This window comes from Stenotrophomonas sp. YJH_SMC_135, assembly GCF_059372355.1.
On record NZ_JCAFVN010000004.1, the window covers coordinates 136645 to 158608 of the forward strand.

Here is a 21964-nt window from a genome sequence, read left to right on the forward strand (position 1 = left end):
CCATGACCGAGCACGCTCCTATGAAGCACGTTGCCATGTTCAGCAAAGTCCTGATCGCCAACCGCGGCGAAATCGCCTGCCGCGTCATCGCTACCTGCCGCCGCCTCGGCATCGCCACCGTGGCGGTGTATTCCGATGCCGACCGCAACGCACGCCACGTGCGCCTGGCCGACGAAGCCGTCCACATCGGCCCGGCCGCCGCACGCGAGAGCTACCTGCGCAGCGATGCCCTGCTTGACGCCGCGCGCGCTACCGGCGCACAGGCCATCCACCCCGGTTACGGCTTCCTGTCCGAGAATGCCGACTTCGCCGATGCCTGCGCCGCCGCCGGCATCACCTTCATCGGGCCACCGCCCAGCGCGATCCGAGCGATGGGTGACAAGAGCGCGGCCAAGGCGCTGATGGCCAAGGCCGGTGTGCCGCTGACGCCGGGTTACCACGGTGACCAGCAGGCGCCGGACTTCCTGCGCGCGCAGGCCGATGGCATCGGCTACCCGGTGCTGATCAAGGCCAGCGCCGGTGGCGGTGGCAAGGGCATGCGCAAGGTCGAACGCAGCGAGGACTTCGTCGATGCGCTGGCCAGCTGCCAGCGCGAGGCGGCCTCGGCGTTCGGCAACGACCACGTGCTGGTCGAGAAGTACGTCGAGCGCCCGCGCCATATCGAGATCCAGGTGTTCGGTGACAGCCACGGTGAGGCGGTCTACCTGTTCGAGCGCGACTGCTCGGTGCAGCGCCGCCACCAGAAGGTGCTGGAAGAAGCACCCGCGCCGGGCATGAGCGCGGAACGTCGTGCTGCAATGGGCAAGGCCGCGGTCGATGCCGCACGCGCAGTGGGCTATGAGGGTGCGGGCACGGTGGAATTCATCGCCGGCCCGGACGGCGATTTCTACTTCATGGAAATGAACACCCGCCTGCAGGTCGAGCACCCGGTCACCGAATACATCACCGGCACCGACCTGGTGGAGTGGCAGCTGCGCGTGGCTTCGGGCCAACCGCTGCCGCTGCGCCAGGACCAGCTGGCCATCCACGGCCACGCGATCGAAGCGCGTCTGTACGCCGAGGATGCCGACCGTGGCTTCCTGCCCTCCACCGGCACCCTGCGCCGCCTGCGCCTGCCGGCAGCGTCGGCCAACGTGCGCGTCGATACCGGCGTGGAGGAAGGCGACAGCATCACCCCGTACTACGATCCGATGATCGCCAAGCTGATCGTCTGGGACGTGGACCGCGACGCCGCGCTGCGCCGCATGAGCCAGGCCCTGGCCGACTGCCAGGTGGTGGGCGTGACCACCAACGCCGGCTTCCTGCGCCGCCTGGTGAATACCGATTCGTTCGCGCACGCCAGGCTGGATACGGCGCTGATCGAACGCGAACAGGCGGCATTGAGTGCCGTGGGCGACGCGGGTGCGGACCTGTGGCTGCTGGCCGCCGTGGCTGCGGTGGCAAGCACGGTGCCCGCCAGCACCGACGTGCGCGATCCGCATTCGCCGTGGCGGTCACAGGATGGCTGGCGCCTCGGCGCGTCCGCGCCGCGCGTAGTGCCGCTGCAGCAGGGCGAACGCAAGCACACGCTGAAGGTGTGGGCGCAGGCCGATGGCTGGCGCGTGCAGTGCGATGACGCTGCACCGGTGCGGATGATCGGCACGGCCGATGTGCACGGCCTGACGGTGCAGCTGGGCGAGCGCCGCGGGTCGCTGCAGCTGCTGCGCGACGGTAACCAGCTGTACCTGTTCGGCGCCGACGGCCAGCACCGCTTCACCCTGCATGATCCAGTGGGTGAATCGGACCACGCCGTGGCCGACGCCGGCAGCCTGCTGGCACCCATGCCGGGCAGGATCGTGGCCACGCTGGTCGCGGCCGGTACCGAGGTCAAGCGCGGCACGCCGCTGGTGGTGCTGGAAGCGATGAAGATGGAGCACACCCTGCAGGCACCGGCCGATGGCACGGTGAAGGGTTACCGTGCCAAGGCCGGCGACCAGGTCGGCGACGGCGCGGTGCTGGTGGACTTCGAAGCGGCGTGAACGCCGGGGCGGCGACCGCTCAGCGGTCGTCGCCCGCCACCACCCGGCCAGCGGGATCGAATTCGGCCGTGTCCAGCGTGGCACTGCGCCAGCCCAGGCCGCAGATGGCCATCGCACTCTGTCCGATGCCGTCGAAACCGAAGGCGCGATCGACATCGGCATCGTTGATGGCTGCGGTGACAAATGCCGCCAGGCCACGCTCGGTCGCGCACAGGTACAGCAGCTGCGAGATGTGGCCGACATCCAGCGTCACCGCACGATATGCCTTGGCGTGATTGCGGTACTTCCAGAAGCAGCGGTCGTACCGCGGTGCCAGCACCAGCAGCGCCGGTGCATCGGCGAACCACTCCTGACCGGACAGCATCCGCCGTGCCAGCGCAGGCAATGCATCTGCCGGCGGCGAAGGCAACGGCAGTACCGCGTGCTGCACGGGGTGGTAGTGGTACAGCCCCGGTACCAGTCCTTCCACGTTCTGTACCAGCAGGAAACCTTCGGTAGGATGCAGGCCGCCACCAGAGGGCACGTTCTTCTTCAGGAACTCGGTATCACGCTCGACCTTCTGCACCGCGTGCGCCATCAGCGTACGCTGCAGCACCTGGGCCAGCAGCGGCAGCGGCAACGCGCGCTGCGGGTCGAAATTGCGGCAGGTGGTGCGACGCGCCAGCAGTGCATCGAACGCGGCCTCTTCGCTGCGCGGCAGCGGCTGGTAGTCGCCCTGCATCGGCTGCACCACCGGCGGTGGCGGCCCCAGGCGCTGGCGCAGGCCGGCCGCGGTGTCCAACCCCTGCCGGCGCATGTCCTCCACGCTGTCCACGGCCTGCCAGCGCGCATGGCGATGGGCCAGCGCAGCCAATGGCCACCACTGGCTGCGCCGCAGCGCCTCGTCGCGCATCTGGTGCCCCACCTCGCTCGGTGGGTCGGTCAACAGCAGGCCCTGTTCGACCAGGCGGGCCAGCATGGCCGGGCAGGCATCGGCGGGCGGTTCGCTCCAGCGGTGCGCGCTGAGCCCGCCCAGCAGCTGGCGCTCCTCGGCGTCCACCGGCAGTGGCTGGTCCAGGTGGGCGGCCAGCGCCACCCAGCTGATCTGGCTGTCCAGCTCGGCGTGGCCGGCCAGCATCGCACGCAGGTCCAGGGTGACCGCCTCGCGAGGCTCGAACATCAGGCTGGCGCAGCGGCGCAGGCGCATCGGTTTCCTTCCTTGTGCCGCACAGCCGGCATAGCAGCAACGACCGCAGCGCGGCCAACTTTAGCGACGTGCACAGCGCGGCCCTCAATGGCAGGCTGTCGCGGCCGATAGGAGTAGCTCCACCTACGGACAATCCCCATGAGCCATCCCCGTCTTTCCGCCGCCGACGCCAGCACCCTGCTGGACCACCTGATCGGCAGCGAAGCGTTCCGTAGCCACTTCACTGCTTCGCCGGCCAAGGCCCTGGCCTCGATCGGGCTGGACGGTGCCGTTGGCGAAAACGACTGCATGAAGATCGGCACCCTGGCCTCGGTCGAGGAACTGAGCCGGGTGCGTGATGGGCTGCAGGCCCACCTGTCCGGGTCGGTAGCGGCCATGACCGTGGTGTTCTGCTTCGAAGCCGGCAAGGTCGGCGAACGCATCGACGGCTGACCGACCATCACGGTGCGCCGGCCGTGGCCGGCGTCGCCCACGTGGAGACGTCATGCACGTTCAGCGGTTGCCACACCTGCAGCGCGGTGACCTCGGCAATCGCCCGGCCCCGGTGCTGGGCCAGCCAGGCCTGCTGGCGGCGGACGGCGGCGGCGTCGCCCTGCGCACGCAACGCGAGCAGCAGCACCACGTGGGCCTGCACCGGCTCGTTGCCGTCGAGCATCGGCTCGATCAGGGTGCGGGCGGCATCCGGTCGCTGCATCTGCAGTTGATCCTCCGCGCTGACGATGCGCAGCCAGCGTTCCGCGACTGGACTACGCAGGCTGCTCAGCAGCGGCCGCTGCTCGTCCAGCCAGCGCCTGGCCAGATCGAACTGGCCCTGGCGCTGGGCCAGGTGCACCAGCGCCAGCCATTGCAGGACACGCGCATGCAGCATGGGATCATCGCGCTCCTGCAGCATCGGCTGCAGCAGTGCGGCGATGGCCTGCAGTCCGGTCCGGTCCGCCGTGCCGCACAGCGCCGATACGCTGGCGTGCTGCAGTCGCTGCTGCACCTGGAAGTCGGCCAGCGTCGGCGCCGGTGCGTCTTCGCGTACCGCCTGCTGCATGGCCGCGCAATCGCGCTGCGCGGCCGCCAGCAGCAGCTGCGCGCGCAGCTTCATGCGCTGCTGCAGGGCATCGGTGGCACGGATCTGCGGCAGCAGCTGCGCGGCCTTCGCATACTGTCCCTGCGCCACCAGCACGTCCACGCCGGTCTCATCGACATCATCACGACCGCGCAGGACCTGTGCCTGGGCCAGCGTCCCGGCCGCAAGCTGCGGCTGGTTGGCGGCGATCTGTATCCGCACCAGGTGGACCAGCGGATACAGGCGCAGCGGATCCTGCGGCACCGCAGCCGCACGCGCATAGGGTTCGGCCTCGCTGAACTGGTTGGCCTGCAACAGGTACCAGGACGTGTTGGACAGCCCCGCGAACGAATCCGGATAGACCTTGGCCAGCGTGCGCCAGTGCTCCAGCGGCCAGCCACCGGGCTCCAGCTCGGCCATCCAGGCCTTCAGGTACAGCCGCTCGCGTGGCGGCAGGCGATCCTGCAGGTCCAGCGCGTGCTGCATGGCTTCGCGCGCGCGCCGCCCTTCCTCGACGCGCGCATGCAGCTTGGCCACGCCCATGTAGGCCAGGGCAAAACCGGGATCGATGTCGATCGCGGCCTGGTAGAGGTTGCGGGCTTCTTCGAAGCGACGCTGACCCAGTGCGCTCTCGGCCAGCGCGAACGCGCGCAGTGCGCGCAGGTCCTGGGTCGAGGCGCGCGGCAGCGGCAGGGATTGCTCCAGGCTGGCCACCGACTCGCCCAGTCCGCGACGCAGGCGACCGACCACGTCGTCCACCGCGAACACCATCTGGTCGGATCGATCGACGGTGGCGGTGAAGGTCTGGATCACCTGGCCACTGCCCGGTGCGGCAACATCGATGGCCAGCTCGTAGCCACCGATCTTCTGCCGCACGGTCGGCAGCAGCACCGCGCGCGCGCCCTCCCGCACCGCCACATCGACCGCGGTATCGCGGTTGAGCCGGGTATCGCCCGAGAGCCGCGCCATTTCCAGGCTTTCGCGGATCTTGCCTTCCGACAGCACGTTCACGTAGCGCGACTGTTCCAGCGCGATCCGGATCGCGTGCCGCATCGAGTCATCGAAGATCGGATCGCCGGTGAGGTTGTCGACATCGCCAAGCACCACCCAGTCACGTTCGGCGAAGGCAATGGCCGGCTCCGACCGCAGCAGCAGCCAGCCGCCCAGCACGGCCGCGGCAAGGATCAGGCCTTCGGCGGCCAGCACCAGCGGTTGCCGCCACAGCGGCAGGTCGCGGCGCGCCTTGGCGTTGGCGCGCGGCATGCGCAGCGGCGCCGAACCGATCTCGCCCACTTCGATCACTTCCTGCACCACCGGCACGCCCTTGAAGCGCCAGCGCCCGTGCGATTTCCACAGCAGGCGCGTGCCACGCTCGCCCAGTGCATCGGTGGCACGGCGGGTCAGCGATTCGGCCACCGCCGACAGCAGGATCTGGCCGGGGCGGGCCAGCATCATCAGGCGCGCCGCCATCGGCTTGGCCAGGCCTTCCACCTCCATCGACTTGGCACCGGCACGGACCGCCTCGGCACTGTTCTCCCAGGTCAGCACGTCGCCCACGTGCAGGCCGGCGCGCGCGCGCAGTTCAATCGCGCGCTGCTGGCCCAGCGCGTGCAGTTCGCGCTGGTAGTCCAGGGCGAAGCCCAGTGCGTCGACGACGCGCTCGAACAGCATGAACAAGCCATCGGAGCGATCGATCAGCTGGCCGTTCCAGCGCTGCTGCAGCACCAGTACCAGGCGATCGTGTTCCTGGAACAGGCTTGCCGCCGCCACATCGCCGATCCGCTCGACCAGCTGCAGCGAATCACACAGATCGGTGAACAGCAGGGCGCGCAGCTGTGGGCTATGCGGGGCTGACGTTCCGTTGTCGCCATTCATCGCCTGCCTCTCCCTATTGGCCGTCCGGATCATCCGCCCAGCGCAGGCAGTTGCCGCCATCGCGCTTGGCCTGGTACAGCGCACGATCCGCGCAGGCATACCACTCGCTCCAGCCTGCCTCCGGCGCCAACAGGCAGGCGCCGATGCTGACCAGGCTCACATGCGGCGTGCCATGGCTGCGCTCGAGCAGGCCATGCACCGCACTGATGATGAACTCGGCCGCGTGCTGCACGATCTCGTGATTGCCACGGCGCAGGATCAGGCAGAACTCATCGCCACCAAGCCGGCAGGCCAGGTCCTGCTCGCCGGCCATCGAGCGCAGGATGTTGCCCATGCTCTGCAGCACGCGGTCGCCGGCCTGGTGGCCATGGCGGTCGTTGATCTGCTTGAAGCGGTCGCAATCGATCAGCAGCAGCGCCTGCGGCGGCCCCTCGGCCCGCTCGCGGCACTCCTGCAGGTACAGGGTGAGGCCTCGCCGGTTGTGCAGCCCGGTCAGTTCATCGGTACGCACCAGCTCACGGGTGTGGGTCAACTGATGGGTAGTGATGTACAGATTGTCCAGCGCGGTTTCCAGATCGTGGTTGCGCCGGCGCAGCTGTGCGATCAGTGCCTGTTCGTTGGCCAGCACGCGCATGATCGTGCGGCGCAGGAAATAGGCCACCAGGCCGGGATCGGATTCGACCAGCCGATGGAAATCGGCCGGGCCCAGCTCCAGCACATCGCAGTCGACCAGCGCGCGCGCACTGGCGCTGCGCAGGTGGTCGCCGACCAACAGGCCCAGTTCTCCGAAGAACTCGTGCTGCCCGAGCGTCTTGATCACCAGGTCCTCGCCGAAGTCCAGTTCGATCTGGCCTTCGAGGATCACATACATGCGCTCGCCGCGGTGGCCACGCTGGAACAGCCACTGTCCGGCACGGAGCTTGCATGCGCGGGCGAATCTGGCGAACAATGCCACCTCGGCATCGGACAACAGAGCGTGCACGATCTCGGCCATCGCCACCCGGGCGATACCTGTCGTCACATCACTGTTCTCGGCCGCACCCCTGCCGGTCATTCCCTGCACCCGCCGCCAGCGTCCCCTGGTGAGCCGCGGAGCATAGCACCGCTTTAAAGTGTGCGCCCTATCTCATTTTGACCCTTCTGCCGATCTTGATTGATGTGAAGATCGGTGATGGCCCGTTCTGGTCACGGGTGTCCGGGCAAAACTCCTGCTGGATCAATCCGATGCCGGGTTTCACAGGGTTTCGGCCAAGTTGCTGGCACCGGGGTGCGCCTGATTGACGCTCCGCGCGTGCTGCGCCCTTGCATCGATACAACAACGCCGGCAGGTCCCCCGACCGGCCGGCGTTGTCTGGCCCTTCCCTGGCCACCCTGATCACCCGGAGCCCGTTAGTGCCGGCCGCTGGCCGGCAACTGCATGGGCTTCGGAAACATCGATGGGTTGCCGGCCAGCGGCCGTCACCACCGGATCACGCGGCGCGCCGCATCACGCCGCGCGTTCGCTGCGCCCGCCATGGAACTGTTCTTCCTCGGTCGAGCCGGTCAGCGCGGTGGTCGACGACTGGCCCTGCTGGATCGCCTGGGTCACCGCATCGAAGTAGCCGGTACCGACCTCGCGCTGGTGCTTGACCGCAGTGAAGCCGCGCTCGGCCGCTTCGAACTCGGCTTCCTGCAACTCGACGAACGCGCTCATCTGGCGGCGTGCGTAGCCGTGGGCCAGATTGAACATGCCGTAGTTCAACGCATGGAACCCGGCCAGGGTGATGAACTGGAACTTGTAGCCGTAGCTGCCCAGTTCGCGCTGGAACTTCGCAATGGTGGCGTCGTCCAGGTTCTTCTTCCAGTTGAAGCTGGGCGAGCAGTTGTAGGCCAGCAGCTTGCCCGGGAACTTCGCGTGGATCGCCTCGGCGAACCTGCGTGCGAACTCCAGGTCCGGCTTGCCGGTCTCGCACCACACCAGGTCGGCGTAGGGCGCATAGGCCAGGCCGCGGCTGATCGCCTGGTCCAGGCCGTTGCGGGTCTTGTAGAAGCCTTCGACGGTGCGCTCGCCGGTGGTGAACGGCTTGTCGTTGCCGTCGATGTCGCTGGTCAGCAGATCAGCCGCTTCGGCATCGGTGCGCGCCACCAGCAGGGTCGGCACACCCAGCACATCGGCGGCCAGCCGCGCGGCATTGAGCTTCTCGATCGCCTCGCGGGTCGGCACCAGCACCTTGCCGCCCATGTGCCCGCACTTCTTCACCGACGCCAACTGGTCTTCGAAATGCACGCCGGCGGCACCGGCCTCGATCATCGCCTTCATCAGTTCGAACGCATTGAGCACGCCGCCGAAACCGGCCTCCGCATCGGCGACGATCGGCTGCAGGAAGTCGATGTCATCCTTGCCTTCGGCGTGGTGCAGCTGGTCGGCGCGCAGCAGCGTGTTGTTGATGCGCTTGACCACTGCCGGCACCGAATCGGCCGGGTACAGCGACTGGTCCGGATACATCTGCCCGGCCAGGTTGGCGTCGGCCGCCACCTGCCAACCGGACAGGTAGATCGCCTTCAGGCCCGCCTTGACCTGCTGCATGGCCTGGTTGCCGGTCAATGCACCCAGCGCGTTGACGAACTCGCGCTCATGCAGCGATGCCCACAGCTTCTCCGCACCCAGGCGGGCCAGCGAATGCTCGATGTGGACGGTGCCGCGCAGGCGCACCACGTCGGCGGCACTGTAGTTGCGCTGGATGCCTTCCCAGCGCGGGTTGGTATCCCAGTCGTGCTGGATCTGTTCGGCAGTGGGCAGCTTGCTCATGTCTTTCTCCAGTTCGGTTCGTGCGTGCAGCGGGGAGGGAAACGGCGGGAGACGCGGGCGGCGATCAGTCGATGCGCGCGTAGGCCGGCAGGGTCAGGAAATCGGTCAGTTCGTCGCTGCGGCTCAGTTCGCCGAGCAGGGCGATGGCCTCGCCGATGCGTGCGCCACCGGGCAGCGTGGCGGTGTCACCCAGCCGTGCCGGCAGCTGTGCCAGCGTGGCATCCAGCAGTGCCAGGTCGATGGCGGTGCCATCGTCCAGCTGCTGGCCCGGCGTATGCAGCCACTGCCACAACTGGCTGCGGCTGATCTCGGCGGTGGCCGCGTCCTCCATCAGGTGGTGGATCGGCACGCAGCCGTTGCCATCCAGCCATGCCGCCAGGTAGCGCACGCAGACTTCCACGTTGCCTTCGAAGCCGGCGCGGGTGATGGTGCCGGGCGGCCGTGCGATCAGTTCGTCGCGGCCGACGCACACATCCTGGCGCAGCACGCTGTGCTGGTTCGCACCGGGCATGTGTTCGTCGAAGATCGCCATCGCCACCGGAATCAGCGCCGGATGCGCGACCCAGGTGCCGTCGTGGCCGGCGGTCACTTCGCGCAGCTTGTCAGCGCGCACGCGGGCCATCGCCTGTTCGTTGGCGGCGGCATCGTTGTTGATCGGAATCTGCGCGGCCATGCCACCCATCGCATGTGCACCACGGCGATGGCAGGTCTGGATCAGCAGTTCCGAATAGGCCTTCAGGAACGGCTGGGTCATGGTCACCTGGCCGCGCTCGGGCAGCACGCGGTCGGCGTGGCGCCGGAAGGTCTTCAGGTACGAGAAGATGTAGTCCCAGCGCCCACAGTTCAGGCCGACGATGCGGTCACGCAGCGCGTGCAGGATCTCATCCATCTCGAACACCGCCGGCAGCGTTTCGATCAGCACGGTTACCTTGATCTGGCCGTGCGGCAGGCCGAGCATGCCTTCGATGTGCGACAGCGCGGTTTCCCACAGCGCCGCCTCTTCCATGCTCTGCAGCTTGGGCAGGTAGAAGTACGGGCCGCGGTCCTTCGCCTGCAGGGTGCGGGCGTTGTGGAAGGCGAACACCGCCGCGTCGAACAGGCCGCCGGCGATGAACTGGCCATCGATGCGCACGTGCTTTTCGTCCAGGTGCCAGCCACGTGGCCGCACGATCAGCACCGCCTGCTCGTCATACGGGCGCAGCGTGTAGTGCTTGCCATTGGGGGCGGTGTAGTCGAGATCGCCACGCACCGCGGCGGCCAGCGACTGCTGCCCGGCCAGCAGGTTGCGCCAGGTCGGCGAGGTCGAATCCTCGAAGTCGGCCATGAACACCTTGGCGCCGGAGTTCAGCGCGTTGATGACCATCTTCGGGTCGGTGGGGCCGGTGATCTCGACGCGGCGGTCCTGCAGCGCGGCCGGCAGCGGCGCAACGCGCCAGTCGCCGCTACGGATCGCAGCGGTGTCCTCGCGGAAGTCCGGCAGGCCGCCCTGGTCGAAGAACGCCTGGCGCTCGCGGCGCGCCTGCAGCCGTGCCTGCCGGCCCGGTTCCACCGCACGGTGCAGCGACACCAGCAGGGCCAGCAGCGGCGCCGGCAGCACGGTGTCCTGGCCGGCCACGCGGGTCGCCAGGGCGATGCCGGGGGTAGCCTTGCTGGCAGGGGTGGGAACAGCGGAAGCGACGGCGGACATGGGGCGACTCCAGCGGTGGGGAACGTCTCCACGGTGCCGCTGGGCCGGAGTATTTGGCAAAACAGTTTTTGCAATGTTCTACATAAGTTGTGCTAATACTCGTGACACGATGAGCACACGCACCCCGCCAAGTCCGCGTTTTTCCTACAAATCCGACCGGCTGAAGCCATTGCGTGCGTTCTGCCAGACGGTGCGCCTGGGCTCGGTCTCACGGGCGGCTGAGGCACTTTTCGTCAGCCAGCCGGCCATCAGCCTGCAGTTGCAGGCGTTGGAGCGCGAGCTGGGAGTGCCATTGTTCGAGCGCAGCGGGCGGCGCCTGGTGCCCAGCCGCGAGGGCCAGCTGCTGTACGAGATGGCGCAGCCACTGGTGGAAAACCTGGACGGGCTGGAGGCGCGCTTCCGCGACAAGGTGCGCGGCCTGGATGCGGGCGAGCTGAACATCGCCGCCAACAGCTCGACGATCCTGTACCTGCTGCCGAAGATCGTCGAGCGCTTCCGCCTGCACCACCCGGACGTGCGCCTGACCCTGCACAACGCGATCAGCGCCGATGGCACCGACCTGCTGCGCGAGGACGCCGCCGACCTGGCGATCGGTTCGATGACCGATGTACCGGCCGACCTGACCTACGCCCCGGCCTACCGCTTCGAGCAGGTACTGATCGCGCCGCACGACCATCCGCTGGCCAGTGGCGGCGAGCTGGAGCTGGCTGACATCGCGCGCTACCCGCTGGTGCTGCCGCCGAAGCGGCAGATCACCTACCGGCTGGTTGACCAGGTATTCCAGCGCCACCGCATCGCCTACACCGTGGCACTGGAAGTGGGCGGCTGGGAGGTGATCAAGCAGTACGTGGCGATGGGCATGGGCATTTCCATCGTGCCGGCGCTGTGCCTGAACGAGGCCGACCGCGAGCGGTTGGCGGCGCAGTCGATGAAGCGCTGGTTCCCCGAGCGCAGTTACGGGGTGATCGTGCGCCGGGGCAAGGCGCTGTCGGCGCAGGCGCGCGCGTTCATCGAGCTGATCCAGCCGGAGTTGTTCAGTCCGCGCGATTACGACCAGAGCGGGCATTCGGAGCGGTGAGCGGTGTTCGGCAGGGCTGCGCCCTGCACCTGCTGAAGCCAAAGCAACAGCAAAAGCCTGCTATCCGTAGATGGCGGGGCGGTGTGGGTGGGCAGGACACGCCGTGAACCCCTCCTTGGGGGCTCGATGGCGCCATCCATGGCGCCAACGGTCCTGCCCACCCACACCGCCCCGCCTCTGACAGATTCCTGCTGCTGTTGGTATCTGCTGCTGTGGGTAGGTGTCGACCTTGGTCGACACGGTAGATCCACGCCATGCGTGGATGACGGGTGACCGGGGTCAGATCCGTTTTCCGCAGGAAAACGGATCTGACCCCATTTCCGGCTGGCGATGCATAGACTGGGCGCATGTCCATCGAACTCCGCCACCTGCGTTACTTCCTCGCCGTTGCCGATACGCTGCACTTCGGCCAGGCGGCGGAGCGGCTGGGCATGTCGCAACCGCCGCTCAGCCAGCAGATCCGCCAGCTGGAAGACCTGATCGGGGCGCGCCTGTTCGTGCGCAGCCATCGTCGTGTGCAGCTGACGCCTGCGGGTGAGCTGCTGCAGGAGCGCGCACGGGCCATCGTGCAGCAGGTGGAAACCGCGGTGGACGAGGTACAGCGCGCGCAGCGCGGCGAGCAGGGCGAACTGCGTATCGGCCTGACCCGGGCCACGCCGCTGTCGCCGCAGATTCCGCGTTCGATCCTGCGCTACCGCCAGCAGTACCCACAGGTGCGGCTGCAGCTGAGCGAGATGAACACGCTGCAGCAGATCGATGCGCTGCTCGACGGTTCACTGGACGTGGGCATCATCCGCAAGCGCGCATTGCCGCCGGAGCTGGTGGCGCACAGCCTGTTCGTCGATCCACTGGCGTTGATCGTGCATGCCGACCACCCTGCCCTGCGCAGGCTGTCGAAGCAGGGCACGTTGTCGCTACGCGACTTCGCGCAGGAGCCGTTCGTGGCATTTCGCCGCAGCGCGGGCGCGGGCATCCATGACCACATGATCGCGCTGTGCGCGGCCGCCGGGTTCACGCCGCGCATCGTGCAGGAAGCCGGTGAGGCATCGACATTGATCAGTCTTGCGGCTGCAGGCCTGGGTGCGGCGATCCTGCCCTCGTCCTGCGATCACATCCGCGTGGAAGGCGCGCGCTTCGTGGCGCTGGCCGATGCCGGTGCGCATTCGGAGGTGCAGCTGGCATGGCACCGCGAGGGGGTGACGCCGCTGATCCGCAACTTCGCCGGGCTGTTGCGCGGGGCGTTCGCCGAAGGGTGAAGTGCCACCCACTTAGGTTTGGTAGACGCCAACCTTGGTTGGCTGCCGTGCCAGAGCGCCGACCAAGGTCGGCATCTACCAGAGCAACGCCGCGCCCGTGCGGAACGCGAGGCTGGCGTCAGGCCGTGACCGGCTGCGGCGCGCGCTGCTGCAGCGCCCAGACGATGCCGCCCCCGATCAGGGTCAGCACGGCAGCGAACGCGCACACGCCCAGCCAGTCCCAGGCCGCGTAGGCCAGGCCGCCGACCCCGCCCAGCACGCTGGAGCCCAAGTAGTAGGCGAACAGGTACAGCGCCGACGCTTCCGCGCGCATCGTACCGGCACGGCTGCCGACCCAGCTGCTGGCCACCGAGTGACCACCGAAGAAGCCGAAGGTCACCAGCGCGATGCCCAGGGCCATCGTGCTCAGCCACGGCATCGCCAGCAGCGCGATGCCGGCGCCGATCAGCGCGAACGAGATCGACAGGATGCGGCCGCGCCCGTACCGCGTGGCCTGCTGGCCCATCCACGCCGAACTGAAGGTGCCCACCAGGTACACGCTGAAGATCAGCCCGACCACGGTCTGGCTGAGGTGGTACGGCGGCGCCAGCAGGTGATAGCCCAGGTAGTTGTAGAGGGTGACGAACACGCCCATCAGCACGAACGAGGTGGCGAACAGCCACGGCAGGCCCCGGTCGGCGAACAGCGTGCGCCAGCGCGACGGCAACTCGCGCAGGCCATCGCGTCGCGCGCTGAAATGACGCGACGGCGGCAGCTGCAGCCACAGCAGCACGGTGCTGGCCACGGCGATGATCGACACCACGCCGATGCCCCAACGCCAGCCCCAGTGATCGGCGATGATGCCGGCCAGCAGGCGCCCGCTCATGCCACCGATGGCGTTGCCGCCGATGTACAGGCCCATCGCCAGGCCCAGCGCGCGGCTGTCCATCTCCTCGACCAGGTAGGTCATCGCCACTGCCGGCACGCCGCTCAGCGCCAGGCCAAGCAGGGTGCGCAGCACCAGCAGCGTGGTCCAGTCGTCCACCAGCGCCGTGCTCAGCGACAGCATGGCCGAGGCCAGCAGCGCGGCAATCATCAACGGGCGGCGGCCGACCGCATCGGACAGCAGGCCGGCCAACAGCATCGCCACCGCCAGCGTGCCGGTGGTCAGCGACAACGACATCGCGCTGCCTGCGGCGGACACGCCGAAGTGGCGGCTGAACTCGGGCAGCAGCGGCTGCACGGTGTACAGCAGGCCGAAGGTGGAGAAGCCGGCCAGGAACAGTGCCAGCGCGGTGCGGCGGAAGGCCGGCGTGCCCTGCTGGATGCGGGTCTCGGCGATGGGATCGACAGTGGGGGGACGGCGCTCGACGGCCGCCGCGGTTTCGCCAGTCATGGGATCGAAGGGCCGGTGGGGCGGCCGGGCATGGGAGGGAACGGGCCTCAGACTAGGCCTGTCGATCCAGTCGATCCATAACCTGATAAGTCAGGATTGATACTCAAGAAATATCAATTCAGCTTACAGGCGCTGCCACTCGAAACCGTCGCCGCGGCGGTAGTACACCGCCACCGCACGGCCGTAGACCTTGTCGGCGTCGACGAAGCCGAAGAAGCGGCCGTCGAAGCTGTTGCCGCGGTGGTCACCCAGCACCAGCACCTTGCCGGCCGGCACCACCAGATCGGCGATGTCCGGACCGCCGCCCATGTCCAGGTCGAGGCGGGCACGGCGCTCGCCGAAGGCTTCCACGTCCTGCAGATCGGCGATCTGCAGCGGCTGGCCGTTGATGCTCAGATGGCCCTCGCGCATCTGCACGTGGTCACCGGCCACCGCCGCCACGCGCTTGATCAGGCGGGTGCCGTCGGCCGGTGAATCGAACACCGCCACTTCACCGCGCTGCGGGACGCCGGTGGCCATCAGTTCCTTGCCGGTGAACGGCAGGCGCAGGCCGTAGGCGCGCATGTCCACCACCACCCGGTCGCCCGGCTGCAGGGTCGGCTGCATCGAGCCACTCGGCACCACGTAGTGGTTGGCGAGGGTATCGCGGGCGGCGGCGAGCAGGCCGAGCATCACCAGCAGCGGCAATGCTTCCTTCTTCAGCCAGACCAGCGCGCGTTCGGACAAGGGAGGACGGGCAGCAGCATCCATGACAGGCTCCGGGTGGGTGGTAGCTGCATCAGACCACATCCAGGCGGGAGAGGTTCCCGCGACGCGATCCGGTAGAGCCGAGCCCACGCTCGGCTTGTTCCTTGCAGCGTCGAGGTTGCCCGACTGGGGCGCAGAGCGGCCGAGCGCAGGCTCGGCTCTACAGGAAGGGTTACGCAGGTTTTACGCGCGGGACCGGCCGCGGGCATCGCACCTTTACGGGCGGCACGCGCATCGTGTGCCCACCGCGCCGCAGGGCGCATTCCGCAAGGTGTTGTATGACCCTCCTGGTGATCCGCCACGCCTCTTCGTCGGCACCGCGTCCCCAACTGCCGACGCAGCTGGCCGGCCATCGCGTGCTGTGCAGCGACTGCGCCAGCCTGTCCGAGGTACGCCAGTGCCTGTGCCAGCCGCAGGCGCGCTCGGCCGACTGGGTACTGCTGGATGTCGGTACCGCTGACGAGGCGCAATGGCAGGCCGAAGGTGGCGCGCTGCAGGCGGCGCTGGAACGGCTGCCGGCGCAGTACATCGAACTGCAGGCCCCCAGCGAACCCGGTCTGGAGGCACGCCTGCGCCTGCAGCACGGTCCCGCCGCCGTGGTGGTCGACCAGCGCAGCCAGCAGGCCGGCTACCCGTTGTCGCTGGCCATTGTCGGCCGCCGCCTGGCACAGGAGGGCTGAGCCATGTCGATCTTCATCATCCGTGGCCCGGAAGCGGCCGGCGCCCTGATCCGCACCGCGATGCCGCTGCCGGCACCGGTCCTGAAGTCACTGGTGCATCGTGCGATCGACGCCGGCACCAGCGTGGCGATCCGTGCCTGTGGTTCGGAACAGGAACTGCTGGACGCCCTACGCGTGGCCGACCACAGCCGCGGCGAGGTGACCCTGCTCGACCCGGGCGCGTGTGCCAACAGCCTGCGCCTGCAGCGCCTGCTGCCGTACCTGCACAACGCCTATGTGGAAGTGCATGACGACGGCGCGGTAGCCGAGCCGTGCCTGCCGGCTGGTGTCGGCCAGCGCCTGGGCATCGCCGCCGGCTACGGCGCGCAGAGTTACGTGCTGGCGCTGGATATCGCGCTGGATCACCTGGGCCTGGCCGAGCAGGCCAACCGGGTGCACGTGGGAACGTAACGCTGTTTGTAGAGCCGAGCCCATGCTCGGCTGCCTTTCCAGGAACCATCAGCCGAGCGTGGGCTCGGCTCTACAGAAGAACGTCGAGCATGGCTCGACGCTACAGAAAGAAAAACGGCGGGGTTGCCCCCGCCGTTTTCGCTTTCTTACTTCAACCCGCGGAACTTCAGCAGCGGTTCCACCGACGGGTCCTTGCCACGGAAATCGCGGTACAGGGTCGACAGTTCCACGCTGTTGCCGCGCGAGAGGATCTTGTCGCGGAACTCCTGGCCATTGGCCGCGGTCAGGCCACCGTGCTCGGTGAACCACTGGTAGGCGTCATGGTCGAGCACTTCGGCCCAGAAGTAGGCGTAGTAGCCGGCCGAGTAACCGCCACCCCAGATATGGTCGAAGTAGGTGGTGCGGTAGCGCGGCGGCACCTGCGGCAGGTCGACCTTGAACTTCTTCAGCGCGCTGGCTTCAAAGGCGCCGACATCCTGCAGCGGCGCGTCGGCCTTCTGCGTGTGCCAGGCCAGGTCCAGCAGCGCGGCCGACAGGTACTCGGTCGTCGCGTAGCCCTGGTTGAAGCTGCGTGCCTTGAGGATCTTGTCGACCAGCTCCTGCGGCATCGCCTCGCCGGTCTTGTAGTGCTTGGCGTAGTTGGCGAACACCTTCGGGTCCAGCGCCCAGTGCTCGTTGAACTGCGACGGGAACTCGACGAAGTCGCGCGAGGTCGCGGTGCCGGCGATCGACGGGTACTTCACGTTCGAGAACATGCCGTGCAGCGCATGGCCGAACTCATGGAACATGGTGGTGACGTCGTCGAAGCTGATCAGCGCAGGCTGGCCGGCGGCCGGCTTGGTGAAGTTGCAGACGTTGTAGACCACCGGCTTGGCACCGGTCAGGCCGTCCTGCTCGACGAACACGTCCATCCAGGCGCCACCGGACTTGCTGTCACGCTTGAAGTAGTCGGTGTAGAACAGCGCCAGCGAGGTGCCGTCCTTGTCGAACACTTCGTACACCTTCATGTCCGGGTTGTAGGTCGGAATGTCGGTGCGCGGCTTGAAGGTGATGCCGTACAGCTGGGTGGCGGCGTAGAAGACGCCGTTCTGCAGCACGTTGTCCAGTTCGAAGTACGGCTTGATCTGCGACTCGTCCAGATCGTACTTGGCCTTGCGCACCTGCTCGGCGTAGAAGTCCCAGTCCGAAGCGGCCACCTGGAATCCGCCCTTCTGCGCGTCGATCACCTTCTGGATCTCGCCAGCTTCGGCACGCGCCTTGGCAGTGGCGGCCGGCACGGTATCGGTCAGCAGCTTGAGCGCGGCGGCCGGGGTCTTGGCCATCTGGTCGCCCAGCTGGTAGTCGGCGAAGGTGTCAAAGCCGAGCAGCTTGGCCTTCTGCGCACGCAGCTGGGCCAGGCGCTGCACGGTCTGCCGGGTGTCGTTGGCATCGCCGCGCTCGGCGCGGGTTTCCGAGGCCTTCAGCACGGCGGCGCGCTGGTCGCGGTCGCTCAGCGAGCCGAGCACCGGCTGCTGGGTGGTGTTCTGCAGCGGCAGCAGGAACTTGCCATCCAGCTTGCGGTCCTTGGCGGCGGCCGCAGCGTTGTTGATAGCGCCCTCGTCCAGGCCGGCCAGCTTGGCCTTGTCGTCAACGACAACGGCCGCAGCGGCGGTGGCGGCCACCAGGCGGGTATGGAACTGGGTGGAGAGCGTGGTCTCTTCCACGTTGAGCTTGCGCAGGCTCGCCTTGTCGGCGTCGGACAGCTGCGCACCGGCGCGCACCAGGCCATCGTAGTAGTGCTCGACCAGGCGCTTCTGCACCGGGTCCAGCTCCAGCGTGTCACGCTGGTCGTACAGCGACTTCACGCGCGCGAACAGCTTCGGATCGAGGTTGATCTCGTCCTGGTGCGCGGCCAGCTTCGGCGCCACTTCTTCCTGGATCTTCTGGCGCGCATCGTTGGTATCGGCCTGGACCAGGCCGAAGAAGATGCGCGACACGCGGGTCAGGGTCTCGCCGCTGCGCTCCATCGCCACGATGGTGTTGTCGAAGGTGGCCGGCTCGCTGCTGTCGGCGATCCTGCGCACGTCGGCCAGGTGCTGGCGCATGCCTTCTTCAAACGCCGGCAGGTAGTCGCTGTCCTTGATCTTGTCGAACGGCGGTGCCTGGAACGGCAGCGTGCTCGCGCTCAGCAGCGGATTGGTGGAGGCTTCGGCCGGCTGCTGGGCCGGGGTCTTCTGGGCATCGGACACGGGGGTGGACTCCTTGCCGGAACAGGCCGCCAGCGCCAGGCTGATGGCGGCGGCCAGGACTACGGTACGCGACATGTAAAACGCTCCTTGGGCAGACGGTATGGATACCAGCCCTCCACCCTACTCCTGTCGCGCTCGCCCGGCATGTGCCGGACGTGGCGTCTATGCGGCGGCCTGCAACCGGCTCAGACCGTGCCGCGGGTCTTGCCGATCCAGGGCCGGTAGAACTCGCGGATGGCAGCCATGTCGGCCACATCGTCGCCGCTCGGGGTGAACAGCGGACCGATGCCGATGGTCTTTTCCGGATAGTGGAAATACGCCGCCAAGATCGGCACGTCAGCCATCCGGGCGATCTTCAGGAAACCGGCCTTCCAGTCCTTCACCGCCTTGCGGGTGCCCTCGGGCGTGATGGCGAACCACATCTTCTCGTTGTTGCGCAGCAGGTCCACGGCCTGGCCGACGGTGCCCTGCGGCGAGCTGCGATCGAGCGGGATCACGCCCAGCTTGTGCAGCAGCGGGCCCAGCGGCCACCAGAACAGCGAGGCCTTGCCCAGCACCTTCACCTTCATGCCCAGCGCGATCTTCGCCGCCATGCCCCACAGCCCGTCCCAGTTGGACGAATGCGGGGCGATGATGAAGACCAGCCTGGGGATGTCCGGCAGGGTGCCGGTCACCTTCCAGCCGCCCATGCGCAGGGTGCAGCGCGCCAGCCAGCGCAGGAAGGCGTTGGGTTTGACCTGCGGCATCTGCGGCGGCACGGCCGGCAGCAACGAAGTCGGGTTGTTCAAGCAATCACTCCCAGTCACGTGATGAGCGCCCGCGCTTGATCTGCGCGCGCCCGCGTTTGGCGTCCAGACGACGCAGTTTCGACCCGAGGGTCGGCTTGGTGGCCTTGCGCGGTTTGGGCACGCTCAGCCCGGCCTGGATGAAGGCCGCCAGCCGCTCGCGCGCATCCTCGCGATTGCGATCCTGGGTGCGGAATCGTTGCGCGTCGATGACCAGCACGCCTTCGCCGGTCATGCGCCGGTCACGCCGCGCCAGCAGGCGCGCGCGCAACGGTTCGGGCAACGAGGGCGAGTTGGCCACGTCGAAACGCAGTTCCACCGCGGTGGACACCTTGTTGACGTTCTGGCCGCCGGCGCCACTGGCGCGCACGAACCGCTCGACGATCTCGCCGTCGGGGATTTCAAGCTGCGCGCTGATGGTGACCGGTCCACTGCCCATCCGCGCATTGTAGCGGCAGGCACGTGGTGAAGTACGCCATCGCGCCCCGTATGCCGCCGATCAGGCACCGAACACGCCGCCTTCGCCTGGGCTGCGGGTATGCTGGCGGTCCCATGTACCGCAGGAAGCCCCGCATGACCCGCTCCACACCCGCCCTGCCGTCCCTGCTGCGCCGCGCCGCCCTGCTGCTGGCGCTGGCCGTGGCCAGCGTTCCGGCCCTGGCCGCCCCGCCGACCGACGGCGACATCAACCGCCTGCTGTCGGCCTCGCGCGCGCAGAGCATGATCGACACCATGGTGCCGCAGATCGAAGCCATGCAGCAGCAGCAGTTCCAGCAGGTGGCCGCGCAGCGCCAGCTCACCGCCCAGCAGCAGGAACAGCTGAAGCGGATCCAGGCCCGGACCAGCCAGACCCTGCGCCAGGCGATGTCGTGGCAACAGCTGCGGCCCATGTACGTGGACCTGTACAAGAAGACCTTCAGCAAGGAAGACGTGCTGGCAATGGCCGAGTTCTACGAGAGCGCGGCCGGCCAGAGCCTGCTGGACAAGACCCCGGCGCTGATGCAGAACGTGATGGTGGCGATCCAGGCGCGCATGCAGCCGCTGTTCGCGGATCTGCAGAAGGACCTGGAAGCGATCGTCAACGAGCCGGAAAAGAAATAACGGGGTGCGCCGGGCCACGCCCGGCCGCTGGCTGTAGAGCCGAGCCCACGCTCGGCTTACCGCAGCAGCATCAGGCGTCGTCCACCTGCCAACCGAACAGGTCCAGCGCCTTCTGGAACTCGCGATCCAGCGGCGCACTGACATCCACGCTGCCACCGTCCGGGTGCGGGAAGCGCAGGCGCTCGGCGTGCAGCAGCATGCGGTGCACGCCCTGCATGCGGAAGATGCGGTTGTGGCGGCCATCGCCGTGGCTGGTGTCGCCGATCATGTGGTGCGACAGGTGCTTGAGGTGCCGGCGGATCTGCCGGAAGCGCCCGGTCTGCGGCTGGCAGCGCAGCAGCGCGTAGCGCGAACTGCTGAACTCACCCACCGGCACCGACAGCTCGCCGGTGGCCAGGCGCTGGAAGTCGGTGACCGCCGGCTTCTTCACCGGCTTGCCCGGCCCGCCGTCCAGGTCATGGTCCACCCGCCAGGACAGCTCGGCCGGCCAGCCCCGGCAGACCGTCAGGTAGTCCTTGGCCACTTCACCCCCCATCAACGCCTTGCCCAGCGCACTGGCGGTCTCGCGGTCGAAGGCCAGCAGCAGGCAGCCGCTGGTGGCCCGGTCCAGGCGGTGCACGAGGAAGATCGGGCGGCCCAGCTGCTCGCGCAGGCGGTCGGCCAGGAAATCATCTTCGCCACGGGCCAGCTTGCTGTCGTGGACCATCAGCCCGGCGGGCTTGTTGACCACGGCCAGGCGCTCGTCCAGGTGCAGCAGCTGCAGGGGCGCGGTTTCGGTCTCGACCGCGGCGAGGGTGTCAGGTTCGGTGCTCACCGCAGGATTATACGGGCGCCCTGATCGGGGTCAGATCCCTTTTCCTGCGGAAAAGGGATCTGACCCCGGGTTGGTGGCGCGGCGGTCAAGCGTTGCGCACGGCCAGAAGCTCGCCGTTGCCCACCGGCACCAGGCTGGTGCCGAAGTCCGGATCGGCATCCAGCAACGCGCGCAACGGTTCCATCTGCGCGGCGTGCGAGGTGGCGTTGTCCACCACCAGCAGCCCCCCCCGCCGCAGCACGCGGCGCAGCCGCGGCCACCAGCCGGCGTACTGTTCGCGGTCCGAATCGAGGAACAGCAGGTCAATGCTGGCATCGGCGGCCTGTGCCAGCCACTGCCCGGCATCGCCGTGGACCAGCGTGATGCGATCGGCAAGGCCACTGCGCGCGAAGGTGTCACGCGCCATCGCCACCTTGTCTCCGGCGTATTCCAGCGTCGTCACGTGGCCGTCGATGGCGGCTGCGGCTTCGGCAATCCACAGCGTGGAATAACCGTTGGAGGTGCCGATCTCCAGCACCCGGCGCGCATTGCCGAAACGCACCAGCACCGACAGGAATTCACCGGTGTCCGGCGTGATGTTGAGCATGCGCCGAGCGCGCTCGGTTTCATGCGCGTCGTTTTCAGCACCGAAGCGTGCCAGTTCGTTCTTCAATTCCGAAAGCTGCATCGTCATTGCTTCTTTCATTTGCCACAGCAAGGGTGAGCATTGTGGCCTGTCCGGCCACATTTCGTACTTGTCTTAAGCCTGTACTCCGATGGGGTTGCGATAGTTCCCGCCTTCTTCACGCGGGATGGTCCACCGGCCCGCGGCCCTCATTGGTTTCCGCAAGGACACGGCC

Annotated in this window: 19 protein-coding genes; 7 read left to right on the top strand and 12 right to left on the bottom strand. The window is 67.9% G+C overall.

All coding sequences use genetic code 11. The features are described from left to right. Positions 1–2 precede the first annotated feature (2 nt). On the top strand, positions 3–2018 hold the full coding sequence (locus tag AC5P98_RS15380) for an acetyl/propionyl/methylcrotonyl-CoA carboxylase subunit alpha (RefSeq protein WP_425603909.1): 2016 nt from the start codon (positions 3–5) through the stop codon (positions 2016–2018). 19 nt (positions 2019–2037) lie between these two features. Here AC5P98_RS15380 and AC5P98_RS15385 read toward each other — a convergent pair whose 3' ends face one another. Beyond that, positions 2038–3204 (bottom strand): putative peptide maturation dehydrogenase, encoded by a 1167-nt coding sequence (locus AC5P98_RS15385; protein WP_049419423.1) that lies wholly within the window; start codon positions 3202–3204, stop codon positions 2038–2040. Between the two features lie 138 nt (positions 3205–3342). Here AC5P98_RS15385 and AC5P98_RS15390 point away from each other — a divergent pair, with 138 nt between their 5' ends. Continuing rightward, positions 3343–3636 carry an NHLP-related RiPP peptide gene (locus tag AC5P98_RS15390; RefSeq protein ID WP_032956215.1) on the top strand — a complete coding sequence of 98 codons (294 nt, stop codon included), beginning with the start codon at positions 3343–3345 and terminating at the stop codon, positions 3634–3636. Between the two features lie 7 nt (positions 3637–3643). On the opposite strand, the gene AC5P98_RS15395 is transcribed toward AC5P98_RS15390, so the two are convergent. The 4 genes from AC5P98_RS15395 to aceB all read right to left on the bottom strand — a co-directional run bounded on the left by AC5P98_RS15395 (position 3644) and on the right by aceB (position 10611). Further along, positions 3644–6136, bottom strand: coding sequence for a putative peptide modification system cyclase (locus tag AC5P98_RS15395; protein WP_049404596.1), 2493 nt, complete (start codon positions 6134–6136; stop codon positions 3644–3646). 13 nt (positions 6137–6149) lie between these two features. Beyond that, entirely contained in the window at positions 6150–7190 is a 1041-nt protein-coding gene (locus AC5P98_RS15400) for a GGDEF domain-containing protein (protein ID WP_032956218.1), read from the bottom strand. A gap of 432 nt (positions 7191–7622) precedes the next feature. Next, positions 7623–8924: an isocitrate lyase gene (aceA, locus tag AC5P98_RS15405; protein WP_019337654.1), complete on the bottom strand. Its 1302-nt coding sequence runs from the start codon at positions 8922–8924 to the stop codon at positions 7623–7625. Positions 8925–8988: 64 nt separating this feature from the next. Then, the gene (gene aceB, locus AC5P98_RS15410) at positions 8989–10611 is read right to left on the bottom strand and encodes a malate synthase A (RefSeq protein WP_049404592.1); all 1623 of its coding nucleotides are present in this window, start codon (positions 10609–10611) and stop codon (positions 8989–8991) included. A gap of 109 nt (positions 10612–10720) precedes the next feature. Here aceB and AC5P98_RS15415 point away from each other — a divergent pair, with 109 nt between their 5' ends. Further along, on the top strand, positions 10721–11689 hold the full coding sequence (locus AC5P98_RS15415) for a LysR family transcriptional regulator (RefSeq protein ID WP_049404590.1): 969 nt from the start codon (positions 10721–10723) through the stop codon (positions 11687–11689). 347 nt (positions 11690–12036) lie between these two features. After that, positions 12037–12945 (top strand): LysR family transcriptional regulator, encoded by a 909-nt coding sequence (locus AC5P98_RS15420; RefSeq protein WP_014645561.1) that lies wholly within the window; start codon positions 12037–12039, stop codon positions 12943–12945. A 118-nt stretch (positions 12946–13063) separates the two neighbouring features. On the opposite strand, the gene AC5P98_RS15425 is transcribed toward AC5P98_RS15420, so the two are convergent. Continuing rightward, entirely contained in the window at positions 13064–14320 is a 1257-nt protein-coding gene (locus tag AC5P98_RS15425) for an MFS transporter (protein WP_014645560.1), read from the bottom strand. A gap of 123 nt (positions 14321–14443) precedes the next feature. Then, complete coding sequence (gene lepB, locus AC5P98_RS15430; protein ID WP_014645559.1) at positions 14444–15070, bottom strand: signal peptidase I; 627 nt, start codon at positions 15068–15070, stop codon at positions 14444–14446. A 275-nt stretch (positions 15071–15345) separates the two neighbouring features. Here lepB and AC5P98_RS15435 point away from each other — a divergent pair, with 275 nt between their 5' ends. Both AC5P98_RS15435 and AC5P98_RS15440 read left to right on the top strand, forming a co-directional pair. Further along, positions 15346–15747, top strand: a complete 402-nt coding sequence (locus tag AC5P98_RS15435; protein WP_014645558.1) for a hypothetical protein — start codon at positions 15346–15348, stop codon at positions 15745–15747. Positions 15748–15750: 3 nt separating this feature from the next. Beyond that, a complete protein-coding gene (locus AC5P98_RS15440; protein WP_004153636.1) occupies positions 15751–16197 on the top strand; it encodes a 3-dehydroquinate dehydratase in 447 nt (148 codons plus the stop codon). Between the two features lie 146 nt (positions 16198–16343). Here the strand turns inward: AC5P98_RS15440 and dcp are convergent, their stop codons facing one another. The 3 genes from dcp to arfB all read right to left on the bottom strand — a co-directional run bounded on the left by dcp (position 16344) and on the right by arfB (position 19649). After that, complete coding sequence (gene dcp, locus AC5P98_RS15445; RefSeq protein ID WP_049405170.1) at positions 16344–18500, bottom strand: peptidyl-dipeptidase Dcp; 2157 nt, start codon at positions 18498–18500, stop codon at positions 16344–16346. Positions 18501–18610: 110 nt separating this feature from the next. Next, a complete protein-coding gene (locus AC5P98_RS15450) occupies positions 18611–19213 on the bottom strand; it encodes a lysophospholipid acyltransferase family protein (RefSeq protein ID WP_049405171.1) in 603 nt (200 codons plus the stop codon). A 4-nt stretch (positions 19214–19217) separates the two neighbouring features. Then, positions 19218–19649: an alternative ribosome rescue aminoacyl-tRNA hydrolase ArfB gene (gene arfB / locus AC5P98_RS15455; RefSeq protein WP_005420755.1), complete on the bottom strand. Its 432-nt coding sequence runs from the start codon at positions 19647–19649 to the stop codon at positions 19218–19220. 113 nt (positions 19650–19762) lie between these two features. Between arfB and AC5P98_RS15460 the strand changes: the two genes are divergently transcribed. Further along, positions 19763–20311, top strand: coding sequence for a DUF2059 domain-containing protein (locus AC5P98_RS15460; protein ID WP_401730180.1), 549 nt, complete (start codon positions 19763–19765; stop codon positions 20309–20311). A 70-nt stretch (positions 20312–20381) separates the two neighbouring features. Here AC5P98_RS15460 and AC5P98_RS15465 read toward each other — a convergent pair whose 3' ends face one another. Beyond that, a complete protein-coding gene (locus AC5P98_RS15465; protein ID WP_014645554.1) occupies positions 20382–21125 on the bottom strand; it encodes a pseudouridine synthase in 744 nt (247 codons plus the stop codon). 85 nt (positions 21126–21210) lie between these two features. Further along, on the bottom strand, positions 21211–21798 hold the full coding sequence (locus AC5P98_RS15470; RefSeq protein WP_049405174.1) for an O-methyltransferase: 588 nt from the start codon (positions 21796–21798) through the stop codon (positions 21211–21213). Positions 21799–21964 lie beyond the last annotated feature (166 nt).